This window comes from Arthrobacter sp. RCC_34 (genome assembly GCF_041360795.1).
Lineage (GTDB): Bacteria > Actinomycetota > Actinomycetes > Actinomycetales > Micrococcaceae > Arthrobacter_E.
This window is the reverse complement of sequence record NZ_JBFUPW010000002.1, coordinates 14,998-33,739: the sequence shown is the minus strand read 5'-3', so window position 1 is coordinate 33,739 and position 18,742 is coordinate 14,998. Positions and strand designations below refer to the sequence as shown.

Sequence of the window (18,742 nt, the reverse complement as noted above, 5' to 3'; positions counted from 1 at the left end):
CGTGCGCATTCCACTTTCCTGGCTCCGTGAGTACACGGAGCTCCCTGCAGGCGCGTCCTCCGAGGACCTGATGGCGGACCTGGTCCGCGTCGGCTTCGAAGAAGAGGACGTGCACCGTCCCGCCGACACGATCTCCGGCCCCGTCGTGGTGGGCCAGGTCCTGTCCCTGGTCAAGGAGCCGCAGAGCAACGGCAAGACCATCAACTGGTGCCAGGTCCGCGTGGTTCCGGAAGGCCAGGACCAGACCCTGGAAGGCAAGGGCATCGAGCCCTCCGGCATCCAGGGAATCGTCTGCGGCGCCCACAACTTCGTGGAGGGTGACAAGGTGGTGGTGACCCTCCCGGGCGCCGTCCTGCCCGGTGACTTCCACATCTCGCCCCGGAAGACGTACGGTCACGTCTCCGCCGGCATGATCGCATCCGCCCGCGAGCTGGGGCTGGGCGACGAGCACGACGGCATCATCGTGCTGTCCACGCTCGGCCTGGATCCGGAGCTTGGCACCGATGCCCTGGAGCTGTTCGGCCTGAAGGACGAGGCCGCCGAGATCAACGTGACCCCGGACCGGAGCTACGCCTTCAGCATCCGTGGCGTCGCCCGTGAATACGCCCATGCCACCGGCACGGCGTTCACCGATCCGGCGTCGCAGGTCACCGTCCCGGCGGCCCTCGGCGAAGGCTACCCGGTGACGCTGTCCGATCAGGCGCCCATTTACGGCGTCCCCGGCTGCGACCGCTTAGTGGCCCGCGTGGTCCGCGGAGTGGACACGAGCCGTCCCACGCCGCAATGGATGGTCTCCCGGCTGCGTCTCGCCGGCATCCGCTCCATCAGCCTGCCCGTGGACATCTCCAACTACGTCATGCTGGAACTCGGTCAGCCGAACCACTGCTACGACCTGGACACCCTCGACGGCGGCATCGTGGTCCGCCGTGCCCTCCCGGGCGAGCGCATCCTCACGCTGGATGAGAAGGACCGGGCGCTCGACGCCGAGGACCTGGTCATCGCGGACGGCTCCGGAGCGATCGGGATCGCCGGTGTGATGGGCGGCGCCCGCACGGAGGTGTCCGCGAACACCAAGGACATCCTGGTGGAGGCGGCCCACTTCGACACGATCTCGATCGCGCGGGCCCGCCGTCGCCACAAGCTGCCGAGCGAAGCGTCCAAGAGGTTCGAGCGTGGCGTCGACTGGTACCTGGCTCCTCTCGCCGCGCAGCGCGTGGTGGACCTCCTCGTGGAGCTCGCCGGCGGAACAGCCGACGAGGCGGGCACCGATGTGGGCACGGCTCCGGAGACGGTGAACATCTTCCTCCCGGCCGGCTTCGTGTCCGCACGGATCGGCGTGGAGTACACGCCCGAGCAGATCGAGAGCAGCCTGACGGACCTGGGCGCGACCGTGACCGGGACCGACGGCGGCTGGACCGTCACGGCTCCGAGCTGGCGCAACGATCTGGAGACCAAGGAGGACCTCTCCGAGGAGATCGCCCGCCTGGTCGGCTACGACAAGATCCCGGCCACTCTCCCGGTGGCGCCTCCCGGACGTGGCCTGAGCCGTGTCCAGAAGCAGCGCCGTCGGGTGATGCAGGCGCTCGCCGACTCCGGTCTGGTGGAGGTGCTGGCCTACCCGTTCGTGACCAGGGCCTCCAACGACGTGTTCGGCACGCCCGAGGCCGGCGCCACCGTGCAGGCGGTCAAGCTGGCGAACCCGCTGAGCGAGGAATTCGGCTGGCTGCGGACCTCCGTGCTGCCGGGTCTGCTCGAGACGGCCAAGCGCAACATCTCGCGCGGCTTCCGTGATCTGGCGCTGTACGAGGCCGGTCTGGTGTTCCTGCCGGACGGCGAGCTGGGCACGCCCGGCATCCCTCCGCTGGGTGCCAAGCCCTCGGACGAGGTGCTGGACGGCCTGTACGGCGGGATCCCGGCGCAGCCGCAGCACATCGCCGGCGTCTTCACGGGCAAGGACAGCCCCGCCGCGCCGGGTCACACGCCGCGTGCGTGGGACTGGGCCGACGCGGTCGACGCAGCCCGGCTCGTGGCCGACGTGCTCGGCGTCGAGATCGTGGTGGAGCAGGGTGCGCACCAGGCCTTCCATCCGGGCCGCACCGCCGTGCTGCGTCTGCGCTCCGGTGAGCTCGTGGGCTACGCGGGCGAGCTGCACCCCAAGCTGGTGAAGTCGCAGGATCTGCCGGCCCGGACGGTCGCGTTCGAGATCGACGCCGACGTGCTCTTCGAGGCCGCGGCCGACGTCGTGGTGGCCAAGGCGATCTCCACCTTCCCGGTGGCGACGCAGGACGTGGCACTGATCGTCGACGGCGACCAGCCGGCCGCCGCCGTGCAGGAAACCCTGCGCGAGGGCGCCGGAGAGCTGCTGGAGGACGTCGCGCTGTTCGACGTCTACGTCGGCACCGGCATCCCGGAGGGCAAGAAGTCCCTGGCTTTCGGTCTGCGGTTCCGCGCGGATGACCGCACGCTGACCGCCGACGAGGCCTCCGAGGCGCGCGCCTCGGCCGTCGCACTCGCGGCGGAGCGTTTCGGGGCCGTCCAGCGCTGACGCCCCCGCACCGCCATCGACTGCTCCGTACGATGTCGAAATATGCGGAATTCCGGGGAAATCGGCATCGTACGGAGCAGTCGATGTGTTTAAAGCGTTTGGATGCTCATCCGCACGCAGACGACCTGAGTGTCATCCGTGACCCGGAAGCCCGGGTCCCCGATGGAATCGCGGAACTCATCGGAGTGCCAGAAGTCCTCGTGCGCGGCACGCCACTCCGCGATCGACTCGAAGCCCTCGCCCTCGGCCAGGGCGTGCTCCAACGTCACGGCATCCAGACGGCGCACCTCGACCGAGGTCACGGTCTCCACGGCGACCGGCGTACCCGCTGAATCGACGACGACGGCGCGGTCGCCCGCGCGCGGCAGCGCCTCCGCTGGGGAGTACTCGAGAAGCAGCGAGGACGTGGACGTCTTCGTCCCGTCGAGCAGCGCGGCCACGAGCCGATCCCGCAGAGGGCCCGGGAACGCATACTCGGAAATGGGCCAGGTGGGGTCGATCGTGCTCATCCGGCAAGTCTAGAGCGGGACGTTCTTCCTGGCCGGGCTCCCCAGCCATCGACTGCTCCGCAGGTGTCGTTTTGAACGGTCAAAACGACAACTGAGGAGCAGCCGATGGGGAAGGGCGAAGGGTGGGGGAGGGTGCGGGCGACACTAAGCGGCCGGGTGTTCTCCGTCTTCGAAGATGCGCGAGGCCGGGCCCACGATCAGCGGGTCCGGGGCGGTGGCGAGGTCGGGGTCCTTGCCGTCGTAGTCGAAGAGATTCAGCACGTGGCGCATGGCCTCGAGGCGGGCGCGCTTCTTGTCGTTGCTCTTGACGACGGTCCACGGGGCGTGATCGGTGTCGGTCGCCAGGAACATCGCCTCCTTGGCCTGCGTGTAGGAATCCCATTTGTCGAGGGAGGCAAGATCCATGGGGGAGAGCTTCCACTGACGCACCGGGTCCACCTGGCGGATGGTGAAACGGGTCAGCTGCTCCGAGCGGGAGACCGAGAACCAGAACTTGACCACGTCGATGCCGTCCTGGACCAGGAGTTCCTCGAACAGCGGCACCTGGCGCAGGAACACCTGATACTGCTCATCGGTGCAGAATCCCATGACCCGCTCGACCCCGGCCCGGTTGTACCAGGAGCGGTCGAAGAGGACCATGTCGCCGGCCGCGGGCAGGTGCTTCACATAACGCTGGAAATACCACTGGCTCTGCTCGGTGCTGCTGGGCTTCTCGAGCGCCACCACCCGGGCGCCACGAGGGTTCAGGTGCTCCGTGAAGCGCTTGATGGTGCCGCCCTTGCCGGCGGCGTCCCGGCCCTCGAACACCAGGAGCAGTCGACGGCCGTTCCCCTTGACCCACTTCTGCAGCTTCAGGAGTTCGATCTGCAGGAGACGCTTCTCCAGCTCATACCGGGACCGGTCCAGACGTTCGCTGTAGGGGTAGCCCTCCCGCCACGTGTCGAGGGGCACGCCGTGGGCGTCCAGCAGGACGGGATCGTCATCATCGTTGTCCAGCACGGAGTAGCCGAGCGGCGGCTGGATCCCCGTGAGCGAGTGGTTCAGGATGCTCATGGCGTCACCGTAGACGCGGCCGATGAACGGCGGTTGAACGGGATGCGGGGACACCTGCCGGACCGGGGACAATGGAGCCATGCGCGTGATCACTTGGCTGGGCTCTCTCGACGATGCCGCGCGCGACGGCGGCCTTCCGCCCCTCGACGACGCCGAACGGGCCCGGGCGCGAGCCTTCACCTTGGGCACCGCGCAAGCGCGCTTCGGCACCTTGCGGCGGGTCCAGCGGAAGCTCCTGGCGGACACCCTCGACGTCCACCCGGGACGACTGGTCAGTGCCTACGAATGCCCCGATTGCGGCCGGGGTGCGGGACACGGCAGGCCGGGATATGTGCTGACGGCAGCGGGCCCGGAAAACTCAAGCCCACAGATCTCAGCTCCACAGAACCCCAGCCCACAGAGCCTGACCGGCGTGGCACTGTCCGCCAGTCGCGCGGGGGAGTGGGGCGCCGTCGTCGTCGTGACGGGGGTGGGGCCGGGCTTCCGGATCGGTCTGGACCTCACCCTGGACCGCGAGATCTTCGACGGCTTCGACGACGTCGCCGTCAGCGGGCCGGAACGCGACTGGCTCCGGACACAGGAACCCGGGGAAAGGAACGCCGCCCGGGCCGCGCTGTGGGCCGCGAAAGAGGCCGTGGCCAAGCGCGACGGCCACGGCCTGAGAACGGATCCGTCTGGTATCCCGGTCCTGGCCGCGGCTGGACACCGGCGAACGCCCGCGGGCGGCGCGACGGCCTATGCGCCAGGACTGGTATGGCTGGAGACCCGTGCGGAGGGGTTGCCTCCGCACGTGCTCACGGCAGCGGTGCCGGCAGCGGCGGAAGGTGCTTTTCGTACAGCCATGGCCGGAGCAGACCGGCCGCGTCGAGCCCCGGCGCCAGTGAATCCGCGAGGGTGAAGAGTTCCTGCGGCGTGACCGCGGCGTGGCGGTGTTTGCGGGTCCACTCCCGCAGGAGGGTGAAGAACGACTCGTCGCCCATGGCGGTCCGCAGCACGTGGAGGGCCAGGGCGCCTCGCTTGTACACGCGGTCATCGAACATGTCCCGGGGGCCGGGATCGCCGATCACCAGGTCCTGGGCCTGATCCGCGAGTTTGCGCCAGGCCGCGAGCACCCGCAACTGGGTGCTGAGTGTCCCACTGGCCTCGCTCCACAGCCATTCGGCGTAGCAGGCGAACCCTTCGTGCAGCCAGATGTCCTTCCAGCTGCCGACCGTCAGGGAGTTGCCGAACCACTGGTGGCTCAGTTCGTGAGCGACGAGGCGCTGGGCCTCCCACTCGGTGGCGAGGTGGTTGCGCCCGATGATCGACAAGGCCTGCGCCTCGAGCGGGATCTCGAGCTCGTCCTCCGTGACCACGACGCTGTATTCGCCGAAGGGGTACGGGCCGAAGCGGTCCTCGAAGAGGTCCATCATCTCGCGCTGCCGGGCCAGCCCCGTCTCGGCCTGACCGCGGAGCGACGGCGGCACCGCGACGTGGATCGGGACCGCGCTCGCGGCACCGTCGACGTCGAACGTGGTGTACCGCCCGATCTGGAGCGTCGCCAGGTAGGTGGCCATCGGCTCCGTCTGCTCGAACACCCAGGTCTCGCGGCTGGACTTCCGGCGGTGCTCGACGAGGCGGCCGTTGCACACCACGCGGTAGCCGGCGTCGGTGGTCACCGTGAAGCGGTAGGAGGCCTTCTGGCTCGGGTGGTCATTGCACGGGAACCACGACGGCGCGCCGTCCGGCTGTCCGGCGACCAGCACGCCGTCGCGCAGCTCCTCCCAGCCGACCTCACCCCAGGTGCCACGGCGCGGCCGCGGATTGCCCTCGTAGCGCACCTCCAGAAGGAAGTCCTCGCCCTTGGGGATGCTGTGCGGGGCGTTGACGACGAGCTTGTCCCCGCGCTGAGCGAACTTCGCCACGCGTGAGCCGTTGAGCTGGATCTTGGTGGGCTTGAGACCGGCCAGATCCAGCGAGATCTGGGAGAGCTTCGCGTTCGCGCGCCCCCGGAGGATCGCCACCCCTTGCAGCCGGTTGCTCGCCAGCCGGCAGTCGAGCTCCAGATCGTAGTGCCGGACACTGTAGTCCGCGCTCCCGTGCCCGGGGGTGTACGGGTCCGGGATCGTGGAGGCCGGGTGCTTCTTGCCGTGGTGCTCAGACATGGGGGAGAGGGTCATCCAGGGTCGGGGACAGGGAAGGGGACGGTGCGGGAGCTGCTACGGTCCGCGCCAGGGGCTGACCGGATTGCCCATCCAGTAACTCCCCGCCGGGACCGCTTCACCCCGCATCACGAGCGACGCCGGACCGACCGTGGCCCCGCTGCCCAGGGAGGCCTGGGGCAGGATCACGCCGTGCGGTCCCATGGTGGAACCAGCCTCCAACGTTACGGTATCGATCGCCATGATGCGGTCGTGGAAGAGGTGAGTCTGCACCACGCAGCCGCGGTTCACGGTCGAACCGTCGCCCAGGGTCACCAGGTCCGCCTCCGGCAGCCAGTAGCTCTCGCACCAGACGCCGTGACCGATCTTCGCGCCGAGCGCCCGGAGCCACCACACCAGAGCCGGGGTGCCCGCCGCGGCCCGCGCGAACCAGGGCGCGGCGGCCATCTCGATGAAGGTGTCCACCACCTCGTTCCGCCAGATGAACGAGCTCCAGAGCGGGTGCTCGCCTTCGCGGATCCGCCCCACCAGGACCCATTTGGCGACGACGGCGCTCGTGGCCGCGACCGCTCCGGCCAGCAGGACCACGAGGCCGCCCAGCAGCGCGGCCAGCCAGTAGCCGGTGCCGCGGGCGATGGCGTCGAGAAGGACCATGACGCCCACCGCCAGGTAGCCCGTCAGCAGGACCGGGAAGACGCGGCACAGCTCCCAGAGGGCGCGTGCCACCTTGAGACGGGTGGGCGGTTCAAAGGTGCGGCTCGCGTCGGTGCTCTGCGCCACGCGCCGCAGCCGGACCGGGGGGCTGCCGAGCCAGGAGCTGCCCGACTTGGCCTTGCGCGGTGTGGCGGAGAGGACCGCCACGAGGGAGTTCTTCGGCACGCTGCGGCCGGCCGCCGTCATCCCGGAGTTGCCGAGGAAGGCCCGTTTGCCCACCTTGGCCGGGGCGACTTTGAGCCAGCCGCCGCCCAGCTCGTAGGAGGCGACCATCGTGTCGTCGGCCAGGAACGCGCCGTCGCCCACGGTGGTCATGCTCGGCACCAGCAGGACGGTGGAGGCCTCCACGTTCTTGCCGATCGTGGCGCCCAGCAGCCGGAGCCAGATCGGGGTGAAGAGGCTGGCGTAGATCGGGAAGAGGAGGTCGCGGGCCATGTCCAGAACACGCTCCGTGGCCCAGACCTGCCAGCCGACCCGGCTGCGCACGCGGTGATGCCCTTCCACGAGGCCGATCGCCAGCGCCCGCGTCGTCCCGAGGATCAGGAGCGCGTTGCAGAGGAACCAGACCACGGAGGCGAGCGGCACGGACCAGGCCAGCGCGCCGAGGGACTCGGAGAGCGAGGCCGCACCGTGCAGGGCGCCCACGACCACGAGCCCGGCCACCGCGGCCGAGATGAACGGGATGCACGCCAGGAGTCCGGAGGCCGCGGCGAAGGCGGTGAACCAGCTGAACTCCCGGACGCCCTCACTGACGCCACCCTGCTCGGGCCAGGCCGGCTTGGCCTTGCCGGTCCGGCCGGCCGGGGATCCGGCCACGGCGGTGCCCGCCTTGACCTTGCCGGTCACGGCGGAGCCGGGCTCGACGATCGCGTCGGCGCCCACCTTCGCCCCAGGCATGAGCGTGCTGCGCGCGCCGATGGTGGCGCCGGGACCGATCGAGACGGAGCCGATGTGGACCGTGTCGCCGTCGACCCACCAGCCGGAGAGGTCCACCTCGGGCTCGACGTTCGCGCCGCGGCCGACGGTCAGCAGACCGGTGACGGGCGGCACGGAGTGGAGGATCACGTCGCGGCCCAGCTTGGCGCCCAGGGCACGGGCGTAGTACGGGACCCACGGAGCGCTGGCCAGGCTGACCGCGCTCGCGGCGTCCTGGATCTGCTCCGCGAGCCAGAGCTTGAGGTGCACGCGGCCGGAACGAGGGTATACGCCCGGGGTGACCCCTCGCAGGAGCACCCGCGCGGCCACCACGGCGATACCCATCCGGCCCAGAGGGCTGACGAAGACGGCCCAGGACAGCAGGACCCACCACCAGGAGACGGTGGGCGCCGCGTGGAGGACGCCCCAGGCGGAAAGCAGATTGTTGACGGCCATGAGATACGTCAGCCAGCGCATGCCCACCAGGATGAACAGCGGCACGCCCATGAGGGTCTGGAACACCTGGGTCTTCCGGGCGGTCCGGCGGACCAGGCGTTCCTTCGCCACGACGGCCTCGCCGTCCGGGACGGAGGCGCGGCAGGCTTCGACGAGGGCTCCGACACGGGGGTTGGCGTAGATGTCGGCCACGGTGACGGTCGGGTAGCGGCGGCGCAGGGCGGAGACCAGCTGCGCGGCGGCGAGGGAACCGCCGCCGTGGGCGAAGAAGTCGGCGTCGAGGCTCGTGGCAGGGGCGCCCAGCACGGCGCTCCAGGTGTCCACGATCCACTGGGCATCGTCGGGAAGATTCAGCGGGGCGGCGTCCGCGGCGTCGGCAGAGCCTCCGGCCAGCGGCCACGGCAGGGCCTTGCGGTCCACCTTGCCGCTCGTCTTGGTCGGCAGACTGTCGGTGGTGGTCAGGAGAGGGATGAGCGGAGCGGGCAGGGACTCGCCCAGAATCTCCCGCAGCCCGCCCAGGTCCGGCTCGGCGTCCCCGGCCGGCACGAGGTAGCCGACCAGGACCTGGTTCCCGGCCGCCGTCGTCTGCACGGCCGCCGCGGCACCGGCGATGGCCGGAAGCGCCTGGAGGGCCGCGTCGACCTCGCCGAGTTCGATACGGCGTCCGCCGAGCTTGACCTGTTCGTCCGCACGGCCCTGGAAGATGAGGCCCGCGGCCTCGTAGCGGACCAGGTCGCCGGAGCGGTAGGCGCGTTCCCAGCCGAGGCTGGGCATCGGCGCGTACTTCTCCGCGTCCTTCGCGGGATCCAGGTAACGCGCCAGGCCGACACCGCCGATGATCAGCTCGCCGATCTCGCCTTCCGTCACGGGCACGCCCTCGGCGTCGACGACGGCGAGGTCCCAGCCGTCCAGCGGCAGGCCGATGCGCACGGGGCCGGGACCGCCGAGGGGAGCGGCGCAGGCCACGACCGTGGCCTCCGTGGGCCCGTACGTGTTCCAGACCTCGCGCTCGTCCACGGCGAGACGCTCGGCCAGCTCGGGCGGGCACGCTTCGCCGCCGAAGATCAGCAGGCGCACGTTCTCCAGCGCTTCGGCGGGCCAGAGCGCGGCGAGCGTCGGGACGGTGGAGACCACGGTGATGCCGTGGTTGATGAGCCACGGCCCGAGGTCCATGCCGGTGCGGACCAGGGCGCGCGGTGCGGGGACGAGGCAGGCGCCGTGCCGCCAGGCGAGCCACATCTCCTCGCAAGAGGCGTCGAAGGCGACCGAGAGCCCAGCGAGCACGCGGTCGTCGGTGCCGATGGGCTCACCCTGGAGGAAGAGCCGCGCCTCGGCGTCCACGAACGCGGCCGAATTGCGGTGCCGCACGGCGACGCCCTTCGGAGTTCCGGTGGAGCCGGAGGTGAAGATGACCCAGGAATCGTCCTCGGGCAACGGCATGCGGGGAGCCGGGAAGGGCTTGGGGCGCTTCTTGTCCACCACGATTTCGCCCTTGGCTTTGAGGATGCCGGCCACCTTGGCTTCGCTGAACACGAGGCGGGCGCGTTCGTCCGGGTCGTCGGCGTCCACCGGCACGTAGGCGGCGCCCACCAGCAGGATGGCCAGGATGGCGATGTAGAGCTCATTGGTGCCGGAGGGGATCCGGATGCCGATCTTGTCCCCGGCGCCGAGCCCGGCCCGGTGGAGCTTGCGGGCGTAGCCACGCACCTCGTCGGCCAGCTCGGCGTAACTGAGCGACTTCTTCCCGTCATCCAGAGCCGAGGCCTCGGGGTACGCCTCGACCGTGGCGAGGAAGATGTCCACCAGGGTGCGCTCGGGGGGCGCGAGAACGCCGCCCGGCATCTGAGGTTCGTAGACGGTCCCCGTGGACGACGGCGCGCCGCCGGCCTTCACCGCGGGCTCGGGGCCGGGGGCCTCCGGAGCGGGGGAAGGGTCATGCGGGGAGGATTCGGGATGCTCGGTCACGCCAGCATCCTTTCTGTCGTGAGTGAACCACTGATGAAGTTCCGCTGAAGGCGCCGGTGTCCGGTCCGCGGGAGACCGTATCCTGGCCCATCGTGGGCCGCGGACGTGTCAGTCGCCATCGGGGATCAGCAACACCTTGCCCGTGGTCCGCCGCGCGGCGAGGTCACGGTGGGCGTCGGCGGCGCGGGAGAGCGGGTACCGGGCGCCGATGCGCACCGACAGGCCGCCGTCGGCCGCCGCGCCGAACACCTCGCCCGAGCGCCAGCGCCGTTCTTCGGCGTCCTGGAGGTGGTGTCCGAGCGTCGGCCGGGTGAGGAACAGGGAGCCGCCCTGGTTGAGCCGCTGGGGATCGACGGGCGGGACCGGCCCGGAGGCCGCGCCGAAGAGCACGAGCGTCCCGCGGATCCGGAGGCTCTGCAAGGAGGAGTCGAACGTGTCCTTGCCGACGCCGTCGTACACCACGTCCACGCCGCGGCCGTCCGTGAACTGCCGCGCCTGGGTGGCGAAGTCCGAGTAGTCGACCACCAGATCGGCGCCCGCGAGGCGCGCGAGGTCGGCCTTCTCCGGCGTGGACACCGTGGTGATGACCCGTGCGCCGCGGGCCTTGAGAAGCTGGATGAGGAGCAGCCCCACGCCGCCGGCCCCGGCGTGCACCAGGGCGGTGGTGCCCTCGCCGGCCGGGAAGCTGGAGGTCGCCAGGTAGTGGGCGGTCATGCCCTGCAGAGGAAGCGCCGCCGCAGTCTCGAGGTCCAGGCCGTCGGGGACGGGCAGGGCCTTGTCCGCGTCGACGATCGCGTACTCCGCATAGCATTCGGAGGCCTCGGCGGTGGCGATACGGTCGCCCACCGCGAAGCCGGTCACTCCCTCACCCACGGCGTCGACCACTCCGGACGCCTCCGCCCCGGGGGTCCAGGGGAACGGCAGGGGATAGATGCCCTCCCGCTGATAGGTCTCGATGAAGTTGACCCCGGTGGCGGCCACGCGGAAGCGGAGCTGCCCGGGCCCGGGCTGGGGGACGTCCGTCTCGGTGTACTCGAGCACCTCTGGTCCGCCGGTCTCCCGGGCGATGATGGCGTGCATGGTGTGTGCCTCCCGTGTCCCTCTCGATTGCCGTCAGGGACATCTTATGCAGTGGCTCCGAACCGGTCACCGCGCCATGCCGATGCATAAATATTTACAACAATGCATATTCTTGCTTCGAGGTGTAGAGTGTGCGCATGAGCATATCCGTCGCCGTTTCCGGAGCCAGTGGTTACGCAGGGGGAGAGGTGCTGCGCCTGCTCGCCACCCACCCCGGAGTGACCATCGGCGCCATCACCGCCCACAGCAACGCCGGGGCCCGTCTGGGCAGCGTTCAGCCGCAGCTCCACACTCTGGGCGACCGCATCCTGGAAGAGACCAGCGTGGAGAATCTGGCCGGGCATGACGTGGTGTTCCTCGCGCTGCCGCACGGCGCCTCGGCCGAGATCGCCGCGCAGCTGCCCGAAGGCACCCTGGTGATCGACGCCGGCGCGGACCACCGCCTCGAGGATGCCGCGGCATGGGAGAAGTTCTACGGCTCACCGCACGCGGGCACGTGGCCGTACGGCCTGCCCGAGCTCCCCGGACAGCGGGAGAAGCTCCGCGGCAGCAAGCGCATCGCCGTGCCGGGCTGCTACCCGACGTCGGCCCTTCTCGCCCTCACCCCGGGCTTCGCGGCCGGCCTGCTCGAACCGCAGGACGTCGTGATCGTCTCCGCCTCCGGCACGTCCGGCGCGGGCAAGGCCGCCAAGGTCAACCTGCTCGGCTCGGAAGTCATGGGCTCCATGTCGCCGTACGGCGTGGGCGGCGGGCACCGCCACACCCCCGAAATCGAGCAGGGACTCGGCAACGCCGCGGGGGAGCCCGTCACGGTCTCCTTCACCCCGACGCTCGCCCCCATGAGCCGCGGCATCCTGACGACCGCGACGGCGCGGGTCAAGCCGGGCGTCGGCGCGGAGGGGCTGCGCGCGGCCTGGCAGGACGCCTACGAGAACGAGACCTTCGTCCACCTCCTGCCCGAAGGACAGTGGCCGACCACCAAGTCCGTGCAGGGCTCCAACCACGCCGTCCTCCAGCTGGCGTACGACGCGCACACGGGAAGGGTGATTGTCAGTGCGGCAATCGATAACCTGACCAAGGGCACCGCAGGCGGTGCCGTGCAGTCCATGAACATCGCCCTGGGTCTCGACGAATCCCTGGGGCTCGCCCAGCTAGGAGTCGCCCCGTGAGTGTCACCCTTCCCCTCGGTTTCCGTGCAGCAGGCATCACCGCAGGCCTCAAAGCCAGCGGCAAGCCGGACATGGCCCTGGTCATCAATGACGGGCCGACCAAGCACGCCGCCGGGGTGTTCACCTCGAACAGGGTGGCCGCGGCTCCCGTGCACTGGTCCCGTCAGGTCCTCGCGGACGGCCGCGTGGACGCGGTGGTCCTGAACTCGGGCGGCGCGAACGCCTGCACCGGCCCGCAGGGTTTCCAGAACACGCACGCGACGGCGGAACGGCTCGCCGCGCTGCTGGGCGTCTCCGCCGGGGACGTGGCCGTCTGCTCCACGGGCCTCATCGGTGAGCAGCTGCCCATGGACAAGATCCTGCCGGGTCTGGAGCTGCTCGTGGACAACGCCGGTCCGGACGCCGGGTCCGCCGCGGCCGAGGCCATCATGACCACGGACACCGTGAGCAAGGAAGCCAGCTACATCGGTTTCGATCCGCTCGGCACCGGATTCACGATCGGCGGCATGGCCAAGGGCGCGGGGATGCTCGCCCCCGGCCTGGCCACCATGCTCGTGGTCGTCACCACGGACGCGATCGTCAGCCCGGAACTCCTGGACGCGGAGCTGCGCGAGGCCGTGCGGCTGAGCTTCAACCGTGCCGACTCGGACGGCTGCATGTCCACCAACGACACCGTCCTGCTGCTCGCCTCCGGCGCCTCGGGCTCCTACCCGACCGGCGAAGAGTTCGGCAAGGGGCTGCAGGAAGTGTGCAAGAACCTCGCCCGCCAGCTCATCGGCGACGCCGAGGGCGCCGCGCATGACATCGCCATCCGCACCTTCAACGCCGCCAGCGAGCTCGACGCCGAGACGGTGAGCCGCGCCGTCGCGCGATCGAACCTCTTCAAGACCGCGATCTTCGGCAAGGACCCGAACTGGGGCCGCGTGCTCTCGGCCGTGGGCACCACGGACGCCGTCTTCGACCCGGACCGGCTGAATGTGGCCATCAACGGGGTGCAGATCTGCCGCAACGGCGGGATCGGCGAGGACCGTTCCCTGGTCAGCCTGGAGGACCGCGAGGTGCTCGTGGAGATCGACCTGAACGCCGGCGAGGACGAGGCCACCATCTGGACCAACGACCTCACTCACGACTACGTGCATGAAAACAGCGCCTACTCCAGCTGAGTAGCGCACCACCCACGCCTTAGGAGAGACATGACCTCCAGCATGACGAGGGATCTCAGCCAGGCTCAGTCCAAGGCCGAGACCCTCATCGAAGCCCTGCCCTGGATCCAGCGCTTCGCCGGGAACACCATGGTGATCAAGTACGGCGGCAACGCCATGATCAACGAGGAGCTGCGACGGGCTTTCGCAGAGGACATCGTCTTCCTGCACCACGTGGGCGTCCGACCCGTCGTCGTGCACGGCGGCGGTCCGCAGATCAACTCCATGCTGGCCCGGCTGGGCATCGAGAGCCAGTTCAAGGGCGGACTGCGCGTCACCACGCCTGAGGCCATGGACGTCGTGCGCATGGTCCTCACGGGCCAGGTGGGCCGTGAGCTGGTGGGCCTCATCAACAACCACGGCCCGTATGCCGTGGGCCTCTCGGGTGAGGACGGCGGGCTGCTGCAGGCGATCCGCACGGGCACCGAGGTGGACGGCGAGGCCGTGGACCTGGGCCTCGTGGGTGAGGTGGTGGGCGTGAACCCCCGCGCCATCCACGACCTCCTGGAAGCCGGCCGGATCCCGGTCATCTCCACGGTCGCCCCCGAGATCGGGGCGGACGGTTCCCCGACCGGGGACGTGCTGAACGTCAACGCGGACACCGCCGCGGCCGCCCTGGCCGAAGCGCTGGGCGCCAGCAAGCTCGTGATCCTGACCGACGTCGAGGGCTTGTACGCGAACTGGCCGGACAAGGACTCGCTCATCTCCACCCTGACCGCCGATCAGCTGCGGGTCATGCTGCCGAGCCTGCAGTCCGGCATGATCCCCAAGATGGAGGCCTGCCTCAAGGCGGTGGACGGGGGAGTGCCGCAGTCCCACATCGTGGACGGCCGCCTCCCGCACTCCATGCTGCTCGAGGTCTTCACGACGGCGGGCATCGGCACGCAGGTGGTCCGCGACGCGGACGCCGACCTCACCACGGAAGGGCTGTGACGCGCATGGCGAAGCACACTGACATCACCCCCGCGCAGGAGGAAGGCCTCCTGGACGCCCGCACGGCGAGCGGCGCCGAGTGGCTCTCGCGCTACTCCGGAGCCCTGCTCAACGTCTTCGGCACGCCGCAGCGCGTGCTCGTCCGCGGCGCGGGCGCCGTGGTCTGGGACGCCGACGGCAAGGAGTACCTGGATCTGCTGGGCGGGATCGCGGTGAACGCGCTGGGCCACGCCCACCCGTTCGTCACCTCGGTGATCTCGAGCCAGCTGGCCACCCTCGGCCACGTCTCCAACTTCTTCGCCTCGCCGGCGCAGATCGCGCTCGCGGAGAAGCTCCTGGACCTCGCGGGCGCCCCGGCGGGCTCCAAGGTGTTCTTCTCGAACTCAGGCACCGAGGCCAATGAGGCGGCGTTCAAGCTGGCGCGTCGCAACGCGGACGGCTCCGAGGGTCCGCGCCGGAAGATCATCGCGCTCGAGGGCGCGTTCCACGGCCGCACCATGGGCGCGCTCGCCCTCACCGCCAAGCAGGCGTACCGCGAACCGTTCGAGCCGCTGCCCGGCGGCGTCGTGCACCTTCCGTTCAACGATCAGCAGGCTCTCCGCGACGCCGTCGACGGCCAGACCGCCGCCGTGGTGCTGGAGCCCATCCAAGGTGAGGCCGGCGTGCGTCCTCTCGATCCCGAGTACCTGCGGCTCGCCCGCGAACTCTGCACCGAGCACGGCGCCCTCCTCATCCTGGACGAGGTCCAGACCGGGGTGGGGCGCACGGGCCAGTGGTTCGCGTTCCAGGAGAGGGGCGTGCTGCCGGACGCCATGACCCTGGCGAAGGGCCTCGGCGGCGGTTTCCCCATCGGCGCGCTCGTCACGTTCGGCGAGAAGGTCTCCGCACTGCTGAACCCGGGCCAGCACGGCACCACGTTCGGCGGCAACCCGGTGGCCACGGCCGCGGCCCTGGCCACCCTGCACGTGATCGAGCAGCAGGGCATCCTGGCCCAGGTCCGCGCCACGGGTGAGCGCCTGGCGCGCGGCCTGGCCGCGGTTCCCGGCGTGACGGAGGTCCGCCAGCGCGGTCTGCTGATCGGGATCGACCTGGACGCCGACGTCGCGCCCGCCTTCGTCACCGCGGCGCTCGACGCCGGTTTCATCCTCAACGCGCCGGGCCCGCACACGCTGCGCCTGGCGCCGCCCCTCATCCTGAGCGATGCCCAGGCGGACGCCTTCCTCGGCGCGTTCCCCGGCATCCTGTCCACGGCCAAGGCCGCCTCGGCGGCAGAGTAGGTACCCATGACTTCCGTACGTCACTTCCTCAAAGACACCGACCTCAGCCCCGCCGAGCTGAACGAGGTCCTGGACCTCGCGGTGCGGCTCAAGGCCGAACCGGACTCCCTGGCCGTGTACGCGGGCGAGGGCCGGGCCCGCAAGACGGTCGCGGTCATCTTCGACAAGACCTCCACCCGGACCCGCGTGTCGTTCAGCGCCGGGGTGTCCGAGCTCGGCGGCAGCCCCCTCATCATCAATCCCGGGGAGGCGCAGATCGGCCACAAGGAGTCGGTGGCCGACACCGCCCGCGTGCTCGAGCGCATGGTCTCCACGATCGTGTGGCGGACCGGCGCGCACCAGGGCCTGGTGGAGATGGCGGAGAACTCCCGAGTGCCCGTGATCAACGCCCTCTGCGACGACTACCACCCGTGCCAGCTGCTGGCCGATCTGCTCACCATCCGGGAGCACAAGGGCACGCTGGCCGGTCTCACCCTGACCTACCTGGGCGACGCCGCCAACAACATGGCGAACTCCTACCTCCTGGCCGCCGTCAACGCGGGCATGCACGTGCGCATCGCGGGCCCGGAGGGGTACCTGCCGGCGCCGGAGATCGTCGCCGCGGGTGAGGAGCGCGCCGCCCAGACCGGCGGCAGCGTCCTCGTCACGAGCGACGCGGCCGAGGCCCTGGCCGGAGCGGACGTCGTCGCCACGGACACGTGGGTGTCCATGGGGCAGGAAGCCGAGAAGGAGTCCCGGATGACGCTCTTCCGCGACTACTCCGTCACCGAGGAGGCCATGGCGCAGGCCGCACCGGATGCCATCGTGCTGCACTGCCTGCCCGCGTACCGCGGCTACGAGATCGCCGCAAACGTGATCGACGGCCCGCAGTCCGTCGTGTGGGACGAGGCCGAGAACCGTCTGCACGCCCAGAAGGCCGTGATGGCGTGGCTCATGCACCGTTCCGGCCTGACCGTGGTGCCGGGTCTGGACTGATGACGTCCTCGCAGCCCGGGGCCACGAGCCCCGCCACCAAGACCGCCCGTCAGGCGCGCATCAGCGCGATCCTGCGGGGTGAGAGCGTGCGCTCGCAGGCTGAGCTGGCCGCTCTCCTGGCCGACGACGGCGTGCAGGTCACTCAGGCGACACTGTCCCGGGATCTCGTGGAGATCGGCGCGGTCCGGGTCAGGGGGAGCGACGGCGGTCTGGTCTACGCCGTGCCCGGCGAGGGTGGCGACCGGGGGCCGACGAGCGCCGTGGCGCAGGAGATCCTGGACGCCCGGCTGGAGAAGCTCTGCGGTGAACTGCTGGTCACGGCGGAGGCGTCCGCAAACCTCGTGGTGCTGCGGACCCCGCCTGGCGCCGCGAACTTCCTGGCCCTGGCCATCGACCACTCCGTGATGCCGTCCGTGCTGGGCACCATCGCGGGGGATGACACCGTGCTCCTGGTCGCCCGGGACCCCCAGGGCGGGGAGGCTCTCGCCGCCCGCTTCCTGGCCATGGCGGACAGCAACCCGAATTGATCCAGCAGGCTATGAATACTTACTCATAGTCATGTATAGTTTTACATACACCACTTCCTGAAGGAGATACTCACGTGACTGAGCGCATCGTCCTGGCCTACTCCGGCGGCCTTGACACGTCTGTGGCCATCGGCTGGATCGGCGAAGCCACCGGCGCCGAAGTGATCGCCGTGGCGGTCGACGTCGGACAGGGCGGCGAGTCCCTCGAGACCATCCGTCAGCGCGCCCTCGGCTGCGGCGCCGTGGAGGCCTACGTCGCCGACGCCCGTGATGAGTTCGCCAACGAGTACGCCATGCCCACCCTGAAGGCGAACGCCCTCTACCAGGGCCACTACCCGCTGGTGTCCGCGATCTCCCGTCCCGTGATCGTCAAGCACCTGGTCAAGGCCGCCCGTGAATTCGGCGCCACCACGGTCGCCCACGGCTGCACCGGCAAGGGCAACGACCAGGTCCGCTTCGAGGTCGGCATCCAGACCCTGGGCCCGGACCTGAAGTGCATCGCCCCGGTCCGCGACCTCGCCCTCACCCGCGACAAGGCCATCGCCTTCGCCGAGGAGAAGGGCCTGCCGATCGAGACCACCAAGAAGAACCCGTACTCGATCGACCAGAACGTCTGGGGCCGCGCCGTGGAGACCGGCTACCTCGAGGACATCTGGAACGCCCCCACCAAGGACATCTACGACTACACCGCCACCCCGGAGTTCCCGCCGGCGCCGGACGAGGTCGTCGTGACGTTCCACCAGGGCGTCCCGGTCGCGATCGACGGCGTGGCCGTCACTCCGCTGCAGGCCATCCAGGAGCTCAACCGCCGCGCCGGCGCCCAGGGCGTGGGCCGCATCGACGTCGTCGAGGACCGCCTCGTCGGCATCAAGTCCCGCGAGATCTACGAGGCCCCCGGCGCCATGGCCCTCATCACGGCCCACAAGCACCTCGAGGACGTCACCATCGAGCGCGAGCAGGCCCGCTTCAAGGCCACGGTCGGCCAGCGCTGGTCCGAGCTGGTCTACGACGGCCAGTGGTTCTCCCCGCTCAAGCGCTCCCTGGACGCCTTCATCGAGGACACCCAGAAGTACGTCTCCGGCGACATCCGCATGACCCTGCACGGCGGCCAGGCCATCGTGAACGGCCGCCGTTCGGACACCGGCCTGTACGACTTCTCGCTCGCCACCTACGACACCGGTGACACCTTCGACCAGTCCCAGGCCAAGGGCTTCATCGAGCTCTGGGGCATGTCCTCCAAGGTCGCCTCCACCCGCGACCAGCGGGTCGCGGGAGCCTGAG

At 70.1% G+C, this 18,742-nt stretch carries 14 protein-coding genes; 9 read left to right on the top strand and 5 right to left on the bottom strand.

The annotated features are described in order from the left end of the window. Position 1: 1 nt before the first annotated feature. Positions 2–2,545: a phenylalanine--tRNA ligase subunit beta gene (pheT, locus tag AB6732_RS08910; RefSeq protein WP_370959647.1), complete on the top strand. Its 2,544-nt coding sequence runs from the start codon at positions 2–4 to the stop codon at positions 2,543–2,545. An 89-nt stretch (positions 2,546–2,634) separates the two neighbouring features. Here the strand turns inward: pheT and AB6732_RS08905 are convergent, their stop codons facing one another. Together AB6732_RS08905 and ppk2 are read right to left on the bottom strand one after the other, a co-directional pair. Then, positions 2,635–3,054 carry an ASCH domain-containing protein gene (locus tag AB6732_RS08905; protein ID WP_370959646.1) on the bottom strand — a complete coding sequence of 140 codons (420 nt, stop codon included), beginning with the start codon at positions 3,052–3,054 and terminating at the stop codon, positions 2,635–2,637. Between the two features lie 144 nt (positions 3,055–3,198). Then, the gene (gene ppk2 / locus AB6732_RS08900; protein WP_370959645.1) at positions 3,199–4,107 is read right to left on the bottom strand and encodes a polyphosphate kinase 2; all 909 of its coding nucleotides are present in this window, start codon (positions 4,105–4,107) and stop codon (positions 3,199–3,201) included. Between the two features lie 79 nt (positions 4,108–4,186). Between ppk2 and AB6732_RS08895 the strand changes: the two genes are divergently transcribed. Continuing rightward, positions 4,187–5,005 carry a 4'-phosphopantetheinyl transferase superfamily protein gene (locus AB6732_RS08895; RefSeq protein ID WP_370959644.1) on the top strand — a complete coding sequence of 273 codons (819 nt, stop codon included), beginning with the start codon at positions 4,187–4,189 and terminating at the stop codon, positions 5,003–5,005. Here AB6732_RS08895 and AB6732_RS08890 read toward each other — a convergent pair. From AB6732_RS08890 to AB6732_RS08880, 3 genes are all read right to left on the bottom strand, one after another. Beyond that, positions 4,902–6,251, bottom strand: coding sequence for a M1 family metallopeptidase (locus tag AB6732_RS08890; protein ID WP_370959643.1), 1,350 nt, complete (start codon positions 6,249–6,251; stop codon positions 4,902–4,904). The genes AB6732_RS08895 and AB6732_RS08890 overlap by 104 nt on opposite strands. A 54-nt stretch (positions 6,252–6,305) precedes the next feature. Beyond that, a complete protein-coding gene (locus tag AB6732_RS08885) occupies positions 6,306–10,175 on the bottom strand; it encodes a Pls/PosA family non-ribosomal peptide synthetase (RefSeq protein WP_370960104.1) in 3,870 nt (1,289 codons plus the stop codon). Between the two features lie 231 nt (positions 10,176–10,406). Beyond that, positions 10,407–11,378, bottom strand: a complete 972-nt coding sequence (locus AB6732_RS08880) for a quinone oxidoreductase (RefSeq protein ID WP_370959642.1) — start codon at positions 11,376–11,378, stop codon at positions 10,407–10,409. Between the two features lie 137 nt (positions 11,379–11,515). On the opposite strand from AB6732_RS08880, the gene argC reads away from it, so the two are divergent. The 7 genes from argC to AB6732_RS08845 all read left to right on the top strand — a co-directional run bounded on the left by argC (position 11,516) and on the right by AB6732_RS08845 (position 18,741). Beyond that, a complete protein-coding gene (gene argC / locus AB6732_RS08875) occupies positions 11,516–12,547 on the top strand; it encodes an N-acetyl-gamma-glutamyl-phosphate reductase (protein ID WP_370959641.1) in 1,032 nt (343 codons plus the stop codon). After that, positions 12,544–13,710, top strand: a complete 1,167-nt coding sequence (gene argJ / locus AB6732_RS08870) for a bifunctional glutamate N-acetyltransferase/amino-acid acetyltransferase ArgJ (protein WP_370959640.1) — start codon at positions 12,544–12,546, stop codon at positions 13,708–13,710. The genes argC and argJ overlap by 4 nt, the downstream gene beginning before the upstream one ends. A 30-nt stretch (positions 13,711–13,740) precedes the next feature. Next, a complete protein-coding gene (gene argB, locus AB6732_RS08865) occupies positions 13,741–14,682 on the top strand; it encodes an acetylglutamate kinase (RefSeq protein ID WP_370959639.1) in 942 nt (313 codons plus the stop codon). Positions 14,683–14,687: 5 nt separating this feature from the next. After that, a complete protein-coding gene (locus AB6732_RS08860) occupies positions 14,688–15,959 on the top strand; it encodes an acetylornithine transaminase (RefSeq protein WP_370959638.1) in 1,272 nt (423 codons plus the stop codon). A gap of 6 nt (positions 15,960–15,965) precedes the next feature. Continuing rightward, a complete protein-coding gene (argF, locus tag AB6732_RS08855; protein ID WP_370959637.1) occupies positions 15,966–16,934 on the top strand; it encodes an ornithine carbamoyltransferase in 969 nt (322 codons plus the stop codon). Further along, a complete protein-coding gene (locus tag AB6732_RS08850) occupies positions 16,934–17,461 on the top strand; it encodes an arginine repressor (protein WP_307496509.1) in 528 nt (175 codons plus the stop codon). The genes argF and AB6732_RS08850 overlap by 1 nt, the downstream gene beginning before the upstream one ends. 74 nt (positions 17,462–17,535) lie before the next feature. Continuing rightward, positions 17,536–18,741, top strand: coding sequence for an argininosuccinate synthase (locus AB6732_RS08845; RefSeq protein WP_066217344.1), 1,206 nt, complete (start codon positions 17,536–17,538; stop codon positions 18,739–18,741). Position 18,742 lies beyond the last annotated feature (1 nt).